Origin of the sequence: uncultured Gilliamella sp., from assembly GCA_945271295.1 — a bacterium.
GTDB lineage: Bacteria > Pseudomonadota > Gammaproteobacteria > Enterobacterales > Orbaceae > Gilliamella.
This window is the reverse complement of record CALYPG010000004.1, coordinates 55590-76675: the sequence shown is the minus strand read 5'-3', so window position 1 is coordinate 76675 and position 21086 is coordinate 55590. Positions and strand designations below refer to the sequence as shown.

Below are 21086 nucleotides of genomic sequence, written 5' to 3'. Positions count from 1 at the left end.
TCTTCATTAATTTAAATGTTATTTTTAAAGACTTTTTTTGATTTCAATAGCAAGTAATGGGTTCCACATTGCACCGGTGGCACTCATAACGGCATCTGCGCCACTTTTTAAAAACTGGTGATAATGCTCACTATTACTCACGCCTCCAACGCCAATAATAGTAAATTTTAAATCCATTTTTTGACGATATTTAGCCAAACGACTTACCATATCTAAACCTGCCCAACGTATAGCTTCACCACATATTCCTCCTTCAGGTCTCTTTTCGCCTAAAGCAGGATGGCCTGATGCATCAACAGGTTTTGCTGAAAGAGTATTAATCGCACTTAACCCATCTACAATTGAACCGACCCGGCTGAGTAATGAGATAATCCTTTCATCATCTGGAAAATAAGCAAGTTTTAAAATAAGTGGTCTATCAGGTACTGCAGTTTTAATTTCTTTAACAATTCGTTCAACTTTATCTACATCAAAGCAAAGTAGTTTGCTTGCCCCCTCGTTGGGACAACTTAAATTTGCTTCTAAAATTGGGGCATTGGTTTCTCTGACTAATTTAGCTGCTAATGCATAATCTTTCTCTATTTCACCATTACCTTTTGTACCTTGAAAACTACCAATTACATATTGTCCTTTGCTTGCAGATTTTACAGCATTTTCCATATCAGGTTGCCAAACATCAGGGGAGAAAGAGGGCACACCAAATGAATTAGTAATAGATAAAGGTTGATCATAATTCGTATCTGCCAAAACAGTATCAAGATTACTGGATAATCTACCTTTTGGATGAACGGATAAGACATTTGGTAACGGATGGCATTTTTGTAATTTAGTTCTTACTGTTTTGTATACACATAAATCAAATCCATAAGCAAAAGCGGCTTTGATATAATTGGCATTTAATAATGGTCCAGCCGGAATACCAAATGGTAAGTTCACATCAAGATTTAAAAATTTACTTGGTTTAGTATCGACTTTTTCCGCTTTATCTGATTGTGCAAAAAGTCCAAATGGTCCTTGGGCATAATTATCTTCATAACTAATAGTTGGATTATAAAATGGAATCAACGGTTTCATACTGTCTCCTGTTTGTGGATGATATTGAACTGATGCTTATCAAAAAGATGTGGTGATAATAAAATGTGAAATTTTTTGAGATAAAAAAAATCCTCCATTTAGGAGGATCAATAAATAGATTTGCAAGAGAATAATTTTTAGGTTTTAAGACATGTTGGTATATTACGTTCACAGTTAAATTCTCTTTGCATAAAATTTTACTGCATTTTATCCAATAAAAAATAAAGTTCAAGTCGTAATTTATTATAAATATCTAAGTAAATGAAAAGGTTAAAGTGTTTTTTTTTAGATTTTTATGACGATTTCTTAATTCTTATTATGATTTTTTTCAAAAAGTCAGATAGAACAAGTTCAGCATTACTAACTAACTATGTAATTTATTAATAAATATAGAAAATTGTCTGTCGAAAAATTGATACTTAATTGCATTAATAGGCTTAATGTTATTAAAAATGACTATAAGTGATGTTATGATTACCGGTAACATGTGAAATTTAAAGACAATTAGGTGCAATTTATGAAAAATAATATCGCTTTTAAGCCATTAACATTACCAAATGGTGTGGAATTAAAAAATCGAATAATGATGGCACCAATGACAACGTGTTCTGGTTTTTATGAAGGCTCTGTTACTCATGATTTAATTGAATATTATCAAGCAAGAGCTGGAGAAATTGGCACAATTATTGTTGAATGTGGATTTGTTGATAATAAAGGTTTAGCTTTTCCTGGTGCTATAGGTCTAGATAATGATGAGAAAATTGAAGGATTAGCTAAAATAGCTCAAGTTATAAAAGAAAAGGGTTCAAAAGCTGTGATTCAAGTTTATCATGGTGGACGAATGGTTGAACCTAAATTAATTGGTGGGCAATCCCCTGTAGGACCTAGTGCCATTGCCGCTCCTCGACCTAATGCTCCTACACCAATTGAATTAACACCAGAAGAAGTTGATGCAATGCTTGATAAATTTGGACAAGCTGTTCGTCGAGCTATTCAAGCGGGATTTGATGGAGTGGAAATTCATGGTGCAAATACCTATTTAATTCAACAATTTTATTCGCCAAATTCCAACCAAAGAACCGATAAATGGGGTGGTAGCCGTGATAATCGAGCTAGATTCCCTTTAGCAGTATTAGATATTACCCATGATATGGTTAAGAAATATGCTAACCAAGATTTTATTGTTGGTTATCGATTCTCACCTGAGGAATTAGAAGTTCCTGGTATTCGTTTTGATGATTCAATGTATTTATTGGAAAAATTAGCTGAAAAAGGTATTGATTATGTGCATTTTTCAATGGGAGCAATCCTTAGACCATCAATTGTCGATACGCAAGATCCAACTCCTTTAATAAATAAGTATGTGGCAATGCGATCTGATAAATTAGCTAAAATTCCTGTAGTAGGAGTAGGTAATGTTATCAACCAAAGTGATATAGATGCAGCTATTGACAACGGTTATGATTTAGTCGCGGTAGGGCGAGCATGCATTGCTTATCCTGATTGGATTAACCGCATTGAAAAAGGTGAAAAATTAGAATTAGTTATTAACAGTGATCAACGTGAGGCACTAAAGATCCCTGAGCCATTATGGCATTTTTCTTTAGTTGAAAGCTTGATTCGTGATGTTAACCTCAATGTCAAAAAATTCAAACCGGGAAGTTATCAAGAAAAAGTCAATGATGAATCTTATGAATTCCTCATTAATGTTGAATTAGGTAAAGACTTCATAAAAGATATGCAATTGGTGAATGCTAAAGAGTTTGATCACGAAGTCCTCGATAATTTCTCAGTAATTAAAAATAGAATTATTGATTCAAATAGTCCTCATGTAGATGCAGTTTCTGGTGCCACCACACAATGTGAAGCTTTCAAAAAAGCTGTCACTAAAGCTATGGCAAAATCTAATAAAGAAGCTATTTTAGCTGAAGGTGGTGATCCTAATGATAAATCATATGATATTGTTGTTGTAGGTAGTGGTGGTGCAGGACTTGCCGCGGCAATCAAAGCTCATGATTTGGGGGCTAATGTTATTATTGTAGAAAAAATGTCTGTTATAGGCGGAAATACCAATAAAGCCTCAGCAGGCATGAATGCTGCTGAAACAAAATTTCAAAAACTAAAAGGTATCGTTGACAGTAAAGCACTCTTTTATAAAGAAACCATGACAGGTGGTAAAAATAAAAATAACCCAGAGTTATTGCATTACTTTGTTGAAAATGCCCCAGATGCTATAAATTGGTTAGACGATAATGGTATCGAGTTGAGTGGTTTAACTACAACTGGTGGTATGAGCGTTGATCGCACGCATAGACCAGCAAGTGGGGCTGCAGTTGGCGGTTTCTTAATTAGTGGTTTGGTAAAAAATATTAATAAAAGAGGTATCGAAGTTATGTTAGATACTTCTGTAACCGAAATTGTAACAGAAAATAATAAAGTAGTTGGAGTTAAAGTTTCTGATGAGGATGGCTCAGTTCAAATTATAAAAGCTAAAGCGGTTATTATTGCTACAGGTGGATTTAGTGCTAATAAGGAAATGGTTGAAAAATATCGTCCGGATCTTAAAGGATTTGTAACGACAAATCATAAAGGGGCAACAGGTTCAGGTATTCTAATTTTAGAAAAACTGGGAGCAGGGACAGTTGATATGAGTGAAATCCAAATCCACCCAACAGTTGAGCAGACTACTTCGTATTTGATTTCCGAATCAATTCGTGGTGGTGGAGCTATCCTTATTACTCAAAATGGTAAACGTTTTGTCAATGAATTAGATACGCGTGATAAAGTTTCTGCAGATATTATCAAATTACCTGAGCATTATGCTTACATCCTATTTGATCAACAAGTTAGAGATGAAAACAAAGCTGTTGAAGAATATCTATCTCATGATTTAGTCATCCAAGCCAATACCATCAATGAATTAGCACAAAAACTAGCTATAAATAGTGCCGAATTAATAAAAACAATTGAACGCTATAATCAATTTGTTATTAAAAAACAAGATGATGATTTTGGTCGAACAACCGGAATGCGCCATCCTATAAATAAGGGGCCATTTTATGCAATCAAAATTGCTCCTGGTGTTCATCATACTATGGGTGGCATCACAATAAATACGCAAACACAGGTATTAGATACTCATAAAAATATAATACAAGGTGTATTTGCAGCCGGTGAGGTTGTAGGCGGCGTACATGGTGCTAACCGGATTGGTGGTAATGCGGTTGCTGATATCATTATTTTTGGTATACAAGCGGGTAAACAAGCTACCGATTATATCAATGGCTGATTTATTTTGTTTGATATGGAAAACACGACTTACGAATATAACAAAACTTTACTGGGAACCACGGTTTCATTAACACTTTTAGAACCTAATGAAACTGTAGCTAAAATTGTTTTTAAAACCATTAGTATGCTTGAGGATAAATTGACAGTAAATCGTCAATTATCTGAAGTTATGTCAGTTAATTTAGCTGCAGGAAAACATCCAGTCATAGTTAGTCAAGTTGTGTTTTCTTTAATTGAACAAGCATATAAAGTGAGTCTTATACCTAATAATTGCTTTAATTTAGCAATTGGCCCGTTAGTAAAACTTTGGAAGATTGGATTTAAGGGACATCAAGTTCCCAATGATGAGCAAATTAAACAACAATTATTATTAACTAAGCCAGAGGACATTGAACTTAATTCAGCAATACAATCCGTTTTTTTGAAAAAAGAGGGAATGGAAATTGATTTAGGCGCAATAGCCAAAGGTTATATAGCCGATATAACTAAGATTATTCTATGTAAGCATAATATTCATCAAGCCATAATCAATTTAGGTGGGAATGTACTAACAATAGGACAATCACTTTTAAGTGAAGATGGATATTGGCATGTAGGATTGAGAAAACCATTTTCGTTTAATAATGAGTTAGTGGGTATTTTTAACGTTAATAATAAATCAGTCGTGACCTCTGGTATTTATGAGCGTTTTTTTATTCAAAACAATCGTTTATACCATCATATTTTTAATCCTACAACAGGATATCCATTAGACAATGAATTAGAAAGTGTCACAATTATTTCAAATACCTCACTAGAGGGAGATATTTATTCAACTATTTTATATGGATTAGGCATTGAAAGAAGCAAAAAATTTTTGCAAAAACATCAAAATATATCAGCCATTTTTTTATTAAAAAATAAAACGATAGCATTGGTAAATCATGAAAATATTTCTTTCAAATTGCTAGATAAACAATATTTAATCAGCTATTACTAATATCTAATAAATGAATAAAGGCATTGTATACAACATATAATATTTGCTTATGAATAAAATTTGAGTGATTTAAAATTGAAAAGGAAAATACTATGAATATAGTGAAAAAACCGTCAGTAAAATGGTTTCCATTGATTATTATTATTGCAGTTTCTGCAATATTATGGCTATTTATTTCACCTCCGGAAGGTATAACGATCCAAGGTTGGCGAACTAGTATCGTTTTTGTAGCAACAATTGCCTGTATTGTCGCTGAAATAATGCCGATTGGCGCAATTGGATTATTAGCTATTACTGTATTTGCAATATTAAGACCATCGGGAGCCACAAATGCAACTGAATCAATCAAAATATCTTTAAGTGAATTAAACAGTAGTCTTATTTGGCTTATTGTTATTGCTTTTATGATCGCTCGAGGATTTATAAAAACAGGGTTAAGTAAACGTATTGCTTACTATTTAGTTAAAATTTTGGGGAAAAATACACTTGGATTAGCATATGGCTTGTCAGTGACAGATATCGCATTAGCACCCGCTATTCCAAGTACAACTGCTCGAGCCGGAGGCGTGATTTATCCAATTGCCGAAGCTTTATCAATTAACTTTAATTCTAATCCGAAAGATGAATCAAGAAACCGAATTGGGACATTTTTAATGTTGACCATTAGTCATGTTAATGATATTACATCGGCAATGTTTTTAACGGCATTTACCGGTAATTTATTAGCTGCAAAACTGGTGACCACAAATTTAAATATCACTTTAGGGTGGGCACAATGGTTCATTGCGGCAATTGTACCTTGTCTAGTATCTTTTATTGTTATTCCTCTAGTTATATATTTTTTAACTAATCCAGAACTTAAAAAAACTCCCGAAGCACCTAGAATGGCTGTAGATGAACTCAAAAAAATGGGTGGAATAACCACTAAAGAAATAATCATGGGCATAACGGTGATTTTGTTGTTAGTACTTTGGATTTGTGGTGGTAATTTTGGCATTGAAGGAACTACAACTGCTTTTATTGGTTTGACTATTTTGTTATTAACTGGAGTGTTGAGTTGGGATGATGTAAAAGGTGAAAAATCAGCTTGGGATACATTAATTTGGTTTGCTGCGTTATTAATGATGGCAGGGCAAATTAATAAACTTGGTGTAACTAAATGGTTAGGAGATACTATTGGCAAACTAGTACAGAGTAATTTGGGTGAAAGCAGTTGGATTCTTGTATTGGTTATTTTATGCGTTGCTTATGTTTATTTACACTACTTCTTTGCCAGTGGAAATGCGCACATTGCAGCATTATTCCCTGTGTTTTTATCAGTAGCAATTTCGCTTGGGGTACCAACTTTTATTGCTATTTTTGCATTAGTTATTTGTACTAACTATTTCGGTTCAATTACTCAATTTGCTAATGCTAGAAACCCATTATTATTTGCTGAAGGATTTGTACCAGTAAAAACATGGTGGAAGGTTGGTTTTATATGTAGTGTGGTAAATTTATTAATAGTATTTACTGTTGGAATTTTATGGTGGAAGATATTAGGCTTAAACTAATATCCTATCATATAATATTTATTTCCTTATTTATGTCGTCAACATATGTTGGCGATATTTTATTTAATGACAATTTTATAATAATAACTAATCTAATTATCTATAAAGGTTATTAAAAGTTAGTGCGTTTCAATTAATAATTTCCAGTGATTGACTGAGTTCCAATATTTCTGCTCTTGTTCTAAGTCTAGTAAAATAAGTTTATTATTTTTGATAAATATTTTATTAATTTCTAGGGTAATTTCTGTTAGTTTATTATTAGCTAATTTTAAATGAAAAGCATGTAAATCAAGTTCTGCATTTCGTTGGTTATTGATCAAGATTGATAATCTAAGAATTTGTAAAAGTGGAATGATATGCTTATATTCAAATAGACTAAAATAGGGTAATTCATCGATATTTATTGATTTTCTATGATAACGAACTAGTGTAGCTAATAATAATTGTTGTTCTTCATTAAATCCAGGTAGATTGCTATTTAATAAAATATAACTGGAATGTTTATGAATAGATGAAAAATTAATTTTCAATCCAACTTCATGTAATTGTGCGGCCCAATATAAAATTGCTTCTAAATTAATTGGAATAGTTAAAGATGACTGTTCTTTCCATTGGGAAAAGAGATATTTAGCTGTCTTCACAACTTGCTCAGCATGACGTTTATCAATATTATAATGTTGGGCAAGTGATAGGGCAGTAGTTTGTCTTATATCACCATAATTAGGTTTATCAATTAATTCATATAAAACACCTTCGCGTAATGCACTTGGACTATATTGTAATGCTTCTAACCCTAAAGCATCAAAAACACCATTGAATATAGCTAAGCCACTGACAAAAACAGTTTTTCTTTCTTTAGAAAGAGAAGGATAATCAATTTCTTGAGAAGATTTAAACTCTAGTACATAACTGATTAAATCATTTAATCTTTTAGGGGTAATTATGCCATCACTTACACCAAGATCTAGCAATATATTATAGATACTTTTTATGGTACCAGATGTACCAAATGCAATTGTAATATTTTGTTTTTTTATAATATTTATCATGCATTCTATTTGCTGTTCAGCAGCTAATTTTGCTTGTTGAAAAGCATTTTTATTAATCTGTTGATCTGGGAAAAATTGTTTCGCGTATGTTACACATCCCATAGGGCGACTGTCTACAATTATTGGTTTCAAGCCATTTCCTTTTCCTATTGCAATTTCAGTTGACCCCCCTCCAATATCTATCACAAATTTAGTATCAGATGCGGAAGTAGGTTCCATAATCATGGTACCTAAGTAAATTAAGCGAGCTTCTTCTTGACCGGAAATAATTTCTACCGGATAGGGTAATATCTTTGCTGCTGCAGTTAAAAATTGATGTCTATTTTTTGCAACTCGTAAAGTATGAGTCGCAACAATTCTAACATTGTCAGCAGGGAAACCATTTAATCTTTCTGCAAATAAAGTAAGACAATCTATACCACGTTTAAGACTAGATTCACTCAATTCTTGATTGGAATTTAGCCCCGTTGCTAAATGGACATTTTGTTTATTTTTATAAATAATTTGAATTGCTCCATCAATGCAACGCGCAATTACCATATGAAAACTATTTGAACCTAAATCAATTACCGCATATTCATTAAATTTATTCACTATGAAACATCCTTATTGTGGATTTCTAATTGTTTCAAATAATCGTAAATTGCATGTTGAGCTCTTATTTTTTTCTTATTGCCTCTTTGTACATAGTTATTCATGTTATCTTTATCAATAATACGAGCTTTAACATTATCATTACATTGAATATTGAAAATATCATGAATAGTTGATTTTATACTAGGATCAAAAATTCTTACACCAACTTCAATGCGATTATCTATATTACGAGGCATCCAATCTGCTGACGAAATATATGTATCTTTTTGTCCATTATTTTCAAAAATATAAACACGAGCATGTTCCAAAAATTGATCTACAATACTTGTAACAAATATATTTTCACTTAAATTTGGTATTTTTGGTACTAATACGCAGGTACCTCGCACGATAATTCTTATTTTTACTCCAGCACATGAAGCACGATATAGCTGTTTTATCATTTCTTTATCGGTAATAGCATTAAGTTTGAGATAAATGCCTGCTACTTTGCCTGATTTAGCATTTGCTATTTCACGTTCGATAAATTCATGAAAGCGTAAACGTGTATTTTGTGGTGATACTAATAAATGATTAAAGGATACGGGTTTGAATGGATTTTCAATAAAGTTAAACACTTTAATCACTTCGTCAGTAATAGCCGGATCTGCAGTTAATAATGAAAAGTCTGTGTAGACACGAGCAGTTTTTTCGTTAAAATTTCCGGAACCAATATGAGCATAGCGGACAATTTGCTCCTCTTCCTTACGATCGATTAAAAATAATTTGGCATGAATTTTCAGTTTTGGTTGGGAATAAATGACCTTAATGCCACTACTGATCAATCTTTTTGCCCATTTAATATTCGCTTCTTCATCAAAACGAGCCTGTAATTCAACCACTACCGTCACTTTTTTACCATTATTAGCAGCATTAATAGCAGCATGGATAAAACGCGAATCTTTGGCTACTCGATAGATATTCATTCGTATATGGGTGACTGCTGGATCGAACGATGCTTGACGCATAATTTCTAATACATGACCAAAGGAATAATAAGGGTAATAAAGTAAAACATCTCGATTTTTAATAGTAGCAAAGGCATTTCTAAACTGTTTAAATCGATTATAAGCAAGGCTTGGCAATTTTTTATTTAATAAATTTTTCCCACCTAAATCAGGGAATTTGACAAGATCTTTAAAATTTGGATAACGTCCGCCTTGCATTGCATCTTGTTCGGTTAATCTCAATTTATTAATCAGTAATTCAAATAATGCTTTAGGCATATCCTTTTGATACGTAAAACGTACAGGTTGAGCAGTCAAACGTTGTTTTAAACCTTGGGACATTAATTCAAGTAAGCTATCCAATTCGGTATTTAATTCGTATTCAGCGTCTCGATTAATATTAATGGAATAAGCATTTAATTCAGTTGCATCGAAAAAAACCTTAAAAATATCAGATAAACAATAGCGTAAAATATTATCCAGAAAGATGATTGATTTATTTTTAGTTGAAACTTCAGAAGGTAACAATACAAAACGAGGAACATGATCAGTTGGTAATTCAAGTAAAGCATAACTAATATTATCGTGACAGATGATTTCTACCGCTAAATAAGCATGATCATCTTTTAAAAATTGAATAAGTTCTGTATGGCTATCAAGGAGAATAGGGGTGATGAATTGTCTCAAATTTTGTTTATAATAATTTCTAATCCAATTTTCTTGATACGAAGATAATTGTCGTTCATTAATCAAAAAAATCTGGTTTCGAGCCATTTCTAGTAGTAATTCATTATAAAGTTGATCAAATTGCAATTCTAGTTGAATAACTTTCTGATTAACTTGACGTAATAAATGTTTAGCATTAGATGAAGACGAATGTCCTTGTTCTTGTTCTATTAGGACATATTTTTTTAAGTTAGCAAATTGAACTTTATAAAATTCATCAAGATTACTTGAATAAATACCTAAAAATCGAATTCGCTCAATAAGAGGATTAGTCTTATCTGCGGCTTCTTGTAAAACTCGTTGATTAAAAGATAGCCAACTGAGTTCCTTAGGTATATACATTTTTTCTTCACTCATTTTTTTCTCTTACAATTCATGTAATTCAATTTATTACAGCATAACTTAAGTTAAAAAAAAAGCTAGCAAATAGCTAGCTTTTTTATTTTGTCATGCTTTTGTTAATCAAGTCATCAAATATTGTTATTGATAATTGAACATACAACACAATATAAATTTAATTAAATACGATGAACAGAGGTTGTATTTGTTGTTCCACTTGGTACAAGAGCACCGGATACCATGACAATAATATCCCCTTGTTTTAAACCACAAATTTTCATTGCCATTTCTTTACCTAAACGATAAAAGTCGTCAGTCGAATTAATTGCATCAATTAATATTGGTTCAACACCTTTTGATACAGCTAATTGATTAACGGTTTTTTGACTAGATGAAAGAGCTAAAATACGAGCCTTCGGAAAATAATGACGAACTTCACGAGCTGATTTACCACTACGAGTAGCAACAACGATTAATGGAGCATTTAAGCGTTCTGCAATTTCAACCGCACCACAACAAACCGCAGCTGTAATACGTAAAGTTTCTTCTTTTGAGTTTAATTCTAAAGATGCAGGAATTGTTTTGTCAGTTCGTTTACAGATAGTAGCCATGACATTAACAGTTTCAAGTGGATATTTTCCTTTAGCACTTTCACCCGAAAGCATGACAGCATCAGTACCATCTATGATTGCATTAGCCACATCTCCAGCTTCAGCGCGAGTAGGGCGTGGATTTTTGATCATTGAGTCTAGCATTTGTGTTGCGGTAATAACAGGTTTTGACGCTCTGTTACATTTATGGATCATCATTTTTTGAGCAAAAATAACTTCTTCAACAGCGATTTCAACACCTAAATCACCGCGAGCAACCATAATGCCATCAGAAGCTTCAAGGATTTCATCAAAATTATCTAAACCTTCTTGGTTTTCAATTTTAGATATGATTTTGATATCTTCACCACCATGAGCTTTCAAATGTGAACGAATGTCTTCAACATCTGAACGTTTACGAATAAAAGAAGCAGCGATAAAATCAACACCTTGTTCACAACCAAAGATAAGATCATTTTTATCTTTTTCAGCCAGTGCTGGTAATTTGATAGAAACACCCGGTAAATTAATACCTTTATTTTCACCTAAATCACCATTATTTAAAACAGTACAAATAACTTCGTTGCCTTTAATTTCTTTAACATCCATGGCTATTAAACCATCATCAACTAAAACACGATTACCAGGTTTAAGATCATGGGCAAAGCCATCATAAGTTACGGCAACACGCTCTGAATTACCAATCACAGATTTATCGGTTGTGAATGTGAAAGTTTGGCCTGCAGTAAGTGAGACATCATTACCACCTTCTAATTTAATGGTACGGATTTCAGGACCTTTTGTATCCAACATGATTGCTGCTTTTAATCCAGTTTCTTGCATCACTTCACGTAAGTTTTTTATTCGGTTACCATGCTCTTCATAATCACCATGGGAAAAATTTAAACGCATAACATTCATGCCAGCGTTCAATAGCTTTGTCAGCATTTCTTTTGATTCAGATTTTGGTCCAATGGTACAAACAATTTTTGTCTTTTTCATAATATCATCTACTAAGTTGTTAAGGTTAAAGGTTAAAGGTTAAATTTTAAATAATCCAAGGTCAGAGTATCAGAATGATTGGCATATAAAAGGGCATAAGTAACAGAAGAATAGTTACCGAATTCACATATAATATATGAGGAATAAATCAATTTCATCAATAATATGGAGCCATAAAAATTGTAGTTATTATAGTCTTTACTATTTTCTAAATAAAGTTATTTATGTATAAATATGCTTTATGTTTAAGCAAATAATGTTGTAACTATTAAATTGATTCATTAAACTATTGAATAGGTTTATCTACATTAAGTCTTTAAGTTGATAAATAAGTTTGTCATTATCATTTTTTAAAATTAATTGATCTTTATTTAGCGAGATATGTGCGCCTTTGGAAATAAGTTGTTTGATGGTCAAGTCTAATTTGTCTAATTGTTCATCATTACATAACATCTTAGTCATAGCAATTGCAGATCCTTTGATTATACCATCTTTAAGACTTACTTGACTGCTGAAATGATTACACATTTTACCGGTTATATGCATATTTTCTCCAAAAACTAGTTCAAGCTGATTTTCTGATGAAATATTATGGTTATTAGCTTTGATTAACACAAAACGATGATGCAAAAGATCTGTCTCAGATATTATATTAGATTTATTACATCCTGATAAAACAGTTATACCGACAACTAATGCAACCGCAAGACCGTTTTTTTTCATATAAGCACACTCCTAAGAAAGGTAAGATTTGTTATAATTAAAAGTAATTATTATAAAACTAATATATTTAATTCTTTATGTTAACTCAACCACAATTAAAACTACTCGAATCGATGACTTACCTTGATAAGCAGAAAATAAGTAAATTGATTCGAAAAACTCAAAACATAGATGAAGTCGATTCAGCCATACAGCAGGCGATTATTCATTATGAAGCTCGAGTACAATCGTTACCCAAACAAATTGATTTCCCCAGTAATTTACCGGTAGTTGAAAAAAAAGAGGATATTTATGCTGCTATCAAAAATCATCAAGTGGTAATCATTGCCGGTGAAACAGGTTCCGGTAAAACCACTCAAATTCCAAAAATTTGCTTGGAGTTAGGTTTAGGTGTTAAAGGTTATATAGGACATACTCAACCACGGCGATTAGCGGCACGTTCTGTTGCTAATCGGATTGCTGAAGAGCTGAAAACGGAAATAGGGGATCTGGTTGGTTTTAAAGTTAGATTTTCTGATCATGTAAGCGATACAACATTAATCAAATTAATGACAGATGGCATCTTACTTGCTGAAATTCAAAAAGATAAACTATTATTACAATATGATACTATTATTATTGATGAAGCGCATGAACGTAGTTTAAATATTGATTTTATCTTAGGTTATTTAAAACAATTATTACCTAAACGACCAGACCTAAAAGTTATCATTACCTCAGCTACAATCGATGTTGAACGTTTTTCAAAACATTTTAATCAAGCTCCTATTATTGAGGTTTCAGGACGAACTTATCCTGTTGAAGTTAGGTATCGACCTTGGCTTAATGAAGAAAACGATAGTGAAGATGAAAAAAATAGTGATTTTCAACCTATTGTTAATGCTATTGATGAACTTTCACAGGAAAGTGATGGAGATATATTAGTTTTTTTGACAGGGGAACGTGAAATTCGTGACTTAGCTGATATTCTCAATAAATTTGAGCTACGTAATACTGAAATTTTACCATTATATGCAAGATTGTCGGCTTCTGAACAAAATCGTATATTCCAATTACACTCTAAAAGACGCATAGTACTGGCCACTAATGTTGCTGAAACCTCATTAACTGTTCCAGGAATTAAATATGTTATTGATCCGGGCTTAGCCAGAATCAGTCGCTATAGTTATAGAACAAAAGTACAACGACTACCCATTGAACCTATATCACAAGCCTCAGCTAATCAGCGTAAAGGAAGATGTGGTCGGACTTCTGATGGTATTTGTATTCGTTTATATGATGAACAAGATTTTTTATCACGTCCCGAGTTTACCGAACCGGAAATATTACGTACCAATCTTGCATCAGTAATATTGCAAATGACTTCATTGGGACTAGGGGATATTGCGGCATTTCCTTTTGTTGAATCACCTGATTCTAAATACATTCGCGATGGAATTCGATTATTAGAAGAACTAGGTGCAATTTACACCAAAAATCATCAATATCATTTAACCGAAATCGGAAAAATTTTAGCTCAACTGCCGATCGATCCACGATTAGCGCGAATGCTTGTTGATGCAAGACGTTTAGGTTGTAGTAAAGAAATTATGATTATTACTGCAGCATTGTCAATTCAAGATCCAAGAGAAAGACCTTTTAACAAACAACAAGCATCAGATGAAAAACATCGTCGATTTGCCGACAAAGAGTCTGATTTTATTGCATTTATTAACCTTTGGAATTATATACAAGAACAACAAAATACATTATCAGGTAATCAATTTCGTCGTTTGTGTCATAAAGAGTTTTTAAATTATTTGCGTATTAGAGAATGGCAAGATGTCTACACACAAATAAGACAGACCATTAAGCAATTAGCTTTTCCAATTAATAGTAAAGCAGCTGATTATCGATCAATACATATGGCTTTGCTCAGTGGTTTATTATCCCATGTGGGTATGAAAGAAATTGAAAAACATGAATATATTGGTGCTCGAAATATCAAATTTTCTATTTTTCCTAATTCAGCTCTTTTCAAAAGTCAACCTAAATGGTGTGTAGTTAGTGAGTTAGTTGAAACTCGTCGATTATGGGGTAGAACGGCAGCCAAAATTGAAGCAGACTGGCTTGAACCCATTGCTAAACATTTAGTTAAATATAGTTACAGCGAACCAAGATGGTCTAAAAAGCATGGTACCACTATGGCTGATGAAAAAGTGACTTTATTTGGCTTACCAATTGTCACCAACCGGTTAATCAATTATAGTAAAATTGATCCAGTTTTAAGCCGTTCTCTGTTTATCCGTCACGCACTTGTAGAAGGTGACTGGGTAACGAATCATCAGTTTTATAAACATAATCAAAGATTGATTCATGAAGTTGAAGATCTAGAACATAAATCTCGCCGGCAAGATATATTAATTGATGACGATGAATTATATGATTTTTATGATCATCGGATTGATAAAACAGTTATTTCAGTAAAACATTTTGATTCATGGTGGAAACAGAAGCAAAAAACGGCACCTGATTTTCTTAATATTGAAAAAAGAGAGTTAATAAAACCTTCAGCTCAATTAATCACAACTTCAGATTTTCCTGACTTTTGGTATCAAGATAATATTAAATTACCGTTAACATATCAATTTGATATTGGACATAACCGTGACGGTGTCACGATTAATATCCCAATAGATCTTTTAAATCAAATTAAAAATAATGGATTTGATTGGCAAGTACCAGGATTTAGAAGGGATTTAATCATAGCGCTAATAAAGTCATTACCAAAATCATTACGCCGAAGCCTTGTTCCGGCGCCTAATTATGCTGAAGCATTTATAAGTAGGGTAAATACAACTGATAAACCTTTATTAGAAACGTTAACAAATGAATTTAGGAAAATGACAGGAGTGAAAATTGATGATAATGATTGGCAAATAGAGCAAGTACCCGATTATTTAAAAATGACTTTTGCGATCATTGATAACAATAATAAAGAAATTGCTGCAGGTAAGGATTTAGATATACTTAAAGAGCAGCTTAAAGTTCAAGTACAACAAGCCTTATCATCATTAAAAAACAAGTCAACAAATAATCTAGAACAAACTAATCTAACTGATTGGAATTTTGGTTCATTACCAACTATTTATGAAAAAAAACAAAAAAATTATACGATTAAGGCTTATCCCACAATCATTGATAATCAAAATTCAGTCAGTATTAAATTAATGGATAATCCCCACGATCAACAACGGCTTAGCAAACTTGGAATAAGACGCTTGCTCATGCTTAATATTCCTTCCCCTATAAAATATTTACATGAAAAATTACCTAACAAATCTAAATTAGGGTTATATTTTAATTCGTTTGGTTCTGTGTTAATGCTGATTGATGATTGCATTGCTTGTGGTGTTGATCATTTGATTGAAATATATAATCAACCCATACAAAATTCAACACAATATCAAGAACTACTAAATTATACCAAAGCTCATATTAACGAAACCGTTGTTGATATTGCCAAACAAGTAGAATCAATTTTAACGTTACATTTTAATATTAATAAAAAATTGAAAGGGCGAGTGGATTTGTCATTAGCTTTTGCTTTATCTGATATAAAGAAACAACTCAATAATTTGGTATATAAGGGCTTTGTAGCTAACACAGGATATTTAAGACTACATGATATTCAACGCTATCTATTAGGTATTGAAAAACGCATTGAAAAATTAATGTCAAATACAAACAAAGATAGACAATCAATGGCAATAATTGAAGATATTGAAAACCAATATCAAAATTGGATAATTAGTTTACCCGAAAATCAAAGGTTAAGAGAAGGTGTAAGTAATATTCGTTGGATGATTGAAGAATTAAGAGTAAATTTATTCGCACAACAATTAGGAACACCGTACCCAATTTCAGCTAAACGCATAAAGCAGTACATTGAAAATGTGAAGTCAGAATTTTAAATTAAATTTATATTTAAATTAATAATAAAGAAGGGCGCTAAGCGCCCCAATTATAAAATTTCAAAAAAGTATATTAACGATACAAATCGACAAAAACAGTGATATTTGGACCATTGGTATCTTGAGCTATTCGTGCAATATGATAATACTTAGCCCCATTATCTATAGCACGTTTCCCTGCTTGATAGGAAATTTCTTGATCTGTTACATAATAACCACGGAATTTGATAGTATCAAAGGCTACCATTTTAGCTGCAGTTGCATCATTTAATTCTTGAATCTTTCTACCATCAGGAAGTGTGACAGTGTAACGAGTAATCCGTTGTGGTTCAGCAGCAACAGTTGATGTTGTAGATTCTGAACTTGCAGTAGTTGCTGTTTTAGTATCACTAGTCGTGGTTTTATCAATAACTTTATTATTAAATTTATCAGCATAGAATTTTTCATTAAAAGCTGATGGTGAATAATAGCCAGGTCTTTCAACTTGCATTGCGGCTTCACCACCTTGAGCTAGAGCTAGTTGACCCGCTTCAGAATCATATGGAATAGCATTTTCAGGTTGTAATTTACGTTCAGGTGCATCTTTTTTGAATAGATAAGCTGCAATTTGTAAATTACTTCCTAGTTGTGAACGGCTATCAATATAAAATGCATATGCACCTTTTGCTGATGCTTCTTTGGCTATAGCTTGATTTATTTCAAGTTCATTTGTAAAGTAACCTCGGATACGAACAATATCAAAAGGTTCAAGTCGAATAGCTTTAGTTTTTGGGTATTCAAATACACCTTCAAATCGACGAATATTTTCAACTTTCTCAGCTGCTTTTGGCGCATCAGCTTTATATAATTTAGCGTAGACTATACGTAAAGTATCATTTGAAGGACTTATATTAGTGGTAGTGATGTAAAAAGCGGCTGCTCCTTCTTTATCAGCTGCTTTGGACATTGCCATTATATAGTCATTATTGGTATAAAACGCTCCACGCACAGAAATTTCTTTAAAAGACTGTAAGCTCGTTGCTTGTTCTTCATTCAATTGTTGTGCGGCAAAAGAACACATAGGAATAATTGCTATAGCTGTAGCAATGATAGTTTTCTTTATACTTCTCATATTTGATAGACCTTATAATAAATTTCACATGATTATAACACATAATAAATTCAATTACATAAATCGATCAATGCATTTAGATTTCTAATAACTATATATTTTCCTCGAGCTGATAATATTTGTTTTTCTTGAAATTTAGATAAACTTCGACTGACTGTTTCAATAGTCAAGCCCAAATAATTAGCTATATCAGCTCTACACATTGTTAATTTTATATTTAATGAAGTATGCCCTCGTTGTTCATAACGTGAATAAAGAGAGTATATAAAAGCAGCTAAGCGCTCATCAGCCTTTTTTTGTGAGTAACAAAGCACTAATTTCTGATAATTATAAATATCGCTACTTAAAAGCTTAAAAATCATATCTCTAACATTTTTATTGGTCTCAACTAATGACATTAATTCTTCATAATTTAGTTCACAAACCAAAGTATTAGAAAGAGCTTTTATATTATTGTTATAAACCTTGGTCGATATCGAATCTAATCCAACGATATCTCCAGGTAAATAGAAACCATTTATCTGTTCTTTATTATCTGGAGTTATATCATAAGTCTTTAAAGCGCCAGAATGTATAATATAAAATTGAGTAAATTCAGTATTTTTCTTTACTAAAATTACATCTTTTAAGTAAGATTTTTTCCGTTCTAAAACGGTACCTAAGGTATTATTGTATAACATAGGAAGACATAATGATCCGATACTACACAACTGGCAGGGGACCGAGTAGCTATTTGAACGTAATGGCTTATAAAAGTTTGGCATATGTTTATATATATATTAATACAAGAGAAATGATAAGAATATCATTTTTAAGAAAAAACAACAATTGTATAAAAAAAAGAAGGTAGTGGCGAAGAATGTAATAAAGTAAAGGGGATATTATTGAATGTTATGTAGATGATATAACACACGCCAAAAACGCTATATATAAAAATAAGCCGAGTAGCTAAATAACACATGCAATTTAACATAATATACATATTATGAAGTTAACTATTTGAATTATATATATTATTTTTTGATGATTTATTTATTTTTTATAATTACTGTGACATAAATCACAATACAAATATTTAATTTTTGAATTACAAATTATATTCGTTATATTAAATGAACTACTTGTTTATTTAAAGTAGTGGATTGTTACCGAGTTATTCGGGCAAAACCTAAAAAATAGATAATTATATCTATTTTTTAGGTTTTTTTTTGTCTCAGTTTTAGCAGCTTTTTAGTCATTTATAAATTAATTAAACGATAATTAGGAAAGAGAAAATGAGATATTTATTAAAAACAAAACCAAAACCAAAACGAATTACTTTAATTACCATGCTTGGTTTATTTTATTTACCTAATGCTCTTGCTATAGATACTACTCAAATTGAATTAGAAGCAAGAATTACACAGTTAGAACAAAAATTACTAGAACTTAGTCAGGAATCAATAGAATTAAAAAAACAAGTTATTGAATCCAACAAGCAACTTGCTCAATTGAATAATAATCTGCAACAACAGCAATTAGTCATCAAAACTCAGGAAAAAGCCTTAAAAAAACAAACTAATGTAGTTATGAAGCAAAATATAACTAATAATTCTAAACAAACTAATAATCAAGCAACCATTTCAAATAAAAACTCAGAAATAAATCAGATTGTTATAATTAAAGATACTAAAGAAAATGATACTTTTACAACTTCTAAGCCTGTAAAATCAACTTTTACATTAACTGAATTTAAAGACTTCATAAAAGATGAAATTGGATTCTCATACAATGGTTACTTTCGTGGTGGCTGGTCTACAACAACTAATGGTAAACCTAAAAATTATGCGGAAGGAGCATTGGGTCGTTTTGGTAATGAATATGGTGGTTGGTATGATATGATCTTTTCACAAAAAGTATATGATCAAGATGGCCATAGAGTTGATGCAATTGTTATGATTGATGGTAATGTTGCAACTAATAAAGCTGCAGGATTATTTAATACACAAGATGATAATATTATGCAGTTTTCAGATATTTACTTATCAACTAAAGGATTTGTTCCCAACTTTCCCGAAGCAAAATTGTGGGTAGGTAAGCATTCTTTACCATATAACGAAATACAAATGCTAGATTGGAAAACGCAAAAAGCACCTGCTGGTGGTGGTGTAGGGATTGAAAATCTAAAAATCGGTGTAGGTATACTTGATCTGGCCTTATTACGTGCAGACGTTAATGTAAAAGCAACCAAAAAAAGCAATGATCACAATAGTCAAACCCAAACTGTACGTGATGAAGTAGATGTAAATGAATTTGAAGTTCGATATCATGATATCCCTTTGTGGAAAAATGCTACTTTTGGTATAAATGCTAGATATTCTGCAGCAAATAAATCAAAGCTCCAAGATAATATTAATGTCAATAATGCTTGGTTAGGCAGTTTTATTTTACGACAAAATAATTTTTTTGGTGGCTTTAATCAATTCACATTACAAACAGCTACCAATTCTGTAGCTGCACAATTAGCTAATATTAATACAAATAATCCGGAGTTTGCGACCAATTCTGATAATGACTATTTAGGTAAACATACAGGGGGAAAAGCGTACCGCTTAGTTTCGGAAGGGGAAGCTTATTTAATGGATAAAGTTATAGTTGCTCATGCATTAGCTTTAACAACTGGAGAAGATGTTTATTCTTATGATCTTCAATTACCACATACTGATTTTACTAGTTTTAAATCAGCTATAAGACCTGCTTATATATGGGATAATTATAATCAAAGTGGGATAGAGGTTGGTTATTTTAAACAACGAAATAAATCCAAAGGGAAAACCTATAATGAGGAAGGATATAAAACAACACTTTATCATTCATTTAAAGTCGGAGAAAGTATCTTATCATCAAGACCAGATATTCGTTTTTATGTTTCTCACATAGAATCATTACAAAATGAAATTAGTAAGTTTGATTTTAATGGTGAATCTCATCAACTCAGTTTTGGTGTTCAAACTGAAGTTTGGTTTTAAAATCTTTCATAAAACATTAAGTTCGGGTGCTACGGCATCCGAATTTTAACACTATGGTAAATTTTAAAAGTTTATGTTGGTACGCATATTTTTAAATACTGGCGA

Annotated in this window: 12 protein-coding genes; 5 read left to right on the top strand and 7 right to left on the bottom strand. The window is 31.9% G+C overall.

What is annotated here, in order from left to right; all coding sequences use genetic code 11:
- Window positions 1-24: 24 nt before the first annotated feature.
- On the bottom strand, window positions 25-1074 hold the full coding sequence (locus Q0K76_RS03720) for a hypothetical protein (protein WP_294611511.1): 1050 nt from the start codon (window positions 1072-1074) through the stop codon (window positions 25-27).
- Window positions 1075-1591: 517 nt separating this feature from the next.
- Here Q0K76_RS03720 and Q0K76_RS03715 point away from each other — a divergent pair.
- The 3 genes from Q0K76_RS03715 (at window position 1592) to Q0K76_RS03705 (ending at window position 6897) form a co-directional block, all read left to right on the top strand.
- Window positions 1592-4363 (top strand): flavocytochrome c, encoded by a 2772-nt coding sequence (locus Q0K76_RS03715; RefSeq protein ID WP_294611508.1) that lies wholly within the window; start codon window positions 1592-1594, stop codon window positions 4361-4363.
- Window positions 4364-4378: 15 nt separating this feature from the next.
- The gene (locus Q0K76_RS03710; RefSeq protein ID WP_294611760.1) at window positions 4379-5344 is read left to right on the top strand and encodes an FAD:protein FMN transferase; all 966 of its coding nucleotides are present in this window, start codon (window positions 4379-4381) and stop codon (window positions 5342-5344) included.
- A gap of 92 nt (window positions 5345-5436) precedes the next feature.
- The gene (locus Q0K76_RS03705; RefSeq protein WP_294611505.1) at window positions 5437-6897 is read left to right on the top strand and encodes a DASS family sodium-coupled anion symporter; all 1461 of its coding nucleotides are present in this window, start codon (window positions 5437-5439) and stop codon (window positions 6895-6897) included.
- Between the two features lie 119 nt (window positions 6898-7016).
- On the opposite strand, the gene Q0K76_RS03700 is transcribed toward Q0K76_RS03705, so the two are convergent.
- The 4 genes from Q0K76_RS03700 to Q0K76_RS03685 all read right to left on the bottom strand — a co-directional run bounded on the left by Q0K76_RS03700 (window position 7017) and on the right by Q0K76_RS03685 (window position 12909).
- Window positions 7017-8486: an exopolyphosphatase gene (locus Q0K76_RS03700; protein ID WP_363322394.1), complete on the bottom strand. Its 1470-nt coding sequence runs from the start codon at window positions 8484-8486 to the stop codon at window positions 7017-7019.
- A gap of 53 nt (window positions 8487-8539) precedes the next feature.
- Window positions 8540-10612 carry a polyphosphate kinase 1 gene (gene ppk1 / locus Q0K76_RS03695; protein WP_294611500.1) on the bottom strand — a complete coding sequence of 691 codons (2073 nt, stop codon included), beginning with the start codon at window positions 10610-10612 and terminating at the stop codon, window positions 8540-8542.
- A 161-nt stretch (window positions 10613-10773) separates the two neighbouring features.
- Window positions 10774-12186, bottom strand: coding sequence for a pyruvate kinase PykF (gene pykF, locus Q0K76_RS03690; RefSeq protein WP_294611497.1), 1413 nt, complete (start codon window positions 12184-12186; stop codon window positions 10774-10776).
- Between the two features lie 303 nt (window positions 12187-12489).
- Window positions 12490-12909 carry an META domain-containing protein gene (locus Q0K76_RS03685; RefSeq protein WP_294611494.1) on the bottom strand — a complete coding sequence of 140 codons (420 nt, stop codon included), beginning with the start codon at window positions 12907-12909 and terminating at the stop codon, window positions 12490-12492.
- Window positions 12910-12986: 77 nt separating this feature from the next.
- Between Q0K76_RS03685 and hrpA the strand changes: the two genes are divergently transcribed.
- Window positions 12987-16862: an ATP-dependent RNA helicase HrpA gene (gene hrpA, locus Q0K76_RS03680; protein ID WP_294611491.1), complete on the top strand. Its 3876-nt coding sequence runs from the start codon at window positions 12987-12989 to the stop codon at window positions 16860-16862.
- A gap of 73 nt (window positions 16863-16935) precedes the next feature.
- Here the strand turns inward: hrpA and Q0K76_RS03675 are convergent, their stop codons facing one another.
- Both Q0K76_RS03675 and Q0K76_RS03670 read right to left on the bottom strand, forming a co-directional pair.
- Window positions 16936-17973, bottom strand: a complete 1038-nt coding sequence (locus tag Q0K76_RS03675) for a YdgH/BhsA/McbA-like domain containing protein (protein ID WP_294611488.1) — start codon at window positions 17971-17973, stop codon at window positions 16936-16938.
- A 50-nt stretch (window positions 17974-18023) separates the two neighbouring features.
- Window positions 18024-18653 carry a helix-turn-helix domain-containing protein gene (locus Q0K76_RS03670; protein ID WP_294611485.1) on the bottom strand — a complete coding sequence of 210 codons (630 nt, stop codon included), beginning with the start codon at window positions 18651-18653 and terminating at the stop codon, window positions 18024-18026.
- A 594-nt stretch (window positions 18654-19247) separates the two neighbouring features.
- Between Q0K76_RS03670 and Q0K76_RS03665 the strand changes: the two genes are divergently transcribed.
- Window positions 19248-20981: a carbohydrate porin gene (locus Q0K76_RS03665; protein WP_294611482.1), complete on the top strand. Its 1734-nt coding sequence runs from the start codon at window positions 19248-19250 to the stop codon at window positions 20979-20981.
- The last annotated feature ends 105 nt before the right edge of the window (window positions 20982-21086 follow it).

Bases quoted from the DNA above. Each gene is read 5' to 3' on its own strand.
- Q0K76_RS03720 (WP_294611511.1), bottom strand. From the start codon at position 1,074: ATGAAACCGTTGATTCCATTTTATAATCCAACTATTAGTTATGAAGAT.
- Q0K76_RS03715 (WP_294611508.1), top strand. From the start codon at position 1,592: ATGAAAAATAATATCGCTTTTAAGCCATTAACATTACCAAATGGTGTG.
- Q0K76_RS03710 (WP_294611760.1), top strand. From the start codon at position 4,379: ATGGAAAACACGACTTACGAATATAACAAAACTTTACTGGGAACCACG.
- Q0K76_RS03705 (WP_294611505.1), top strand. From the start codon at position 5,437: ATGAATATAGTGAAAAAACCGTCAGTAAAATGGTTTCCATTGATTATT.
- Q0K76_RS03700 (WP_363322394.1), bottom strand. From the start codon at position 8,486: ATGGTAATTGCGCGTTGCATTGATGGAGCAATTCAAATTATTTATAAA.
- ppk1 (WP_294611500.1), bottom strand. From the start codon at position 10,612: ATGAGTGAAGAAAAAATGTATATACCTAAGGAACTCAGTTGGCTATCT.
- pykF (WP_294611497.1), bottom strand. From the start codon at position 12,186: ATGAAAAAGACAAAAATTGTTTGTACCATTGGACCAAAATCTGAATCA.
- Q0K76_RS03685 (WP_294611494.1), bottom strand. From the start codon at position 12,909: ATGAAAAAAAACGGTCTTGCGGTTGCATTAGTTGTCGGTATAACTGTT.
- hrpA (WP_294611491.1), top strand. From the start codon at position 12,987: ATGTTAACTCAACCACAATTAAAACTACTCGAATCGATGACTTACCTT.
- Q0K76_RS03675 (WP_294611488.1), bottom strand. From the start codon at position 17,973: ATGAGAAGTATAAAGAAAACTATCATTGCTACAGCTATAGCAATTATT.
- Q0K76_RS03670 (WP_294611485.1), bottom strand. From the start codon at position 18,653: ATGTTATACAATAATACCTTAGGTACCGTTTTAGAACGGAAAAAATCT.
- Q0K76_RS03665 (WP_294611482.1), top strand. From the start codon at position 19,248: ATGAGATATTTATTAAAAACAAAACCAAAACCAAAACGAATTACTTTA.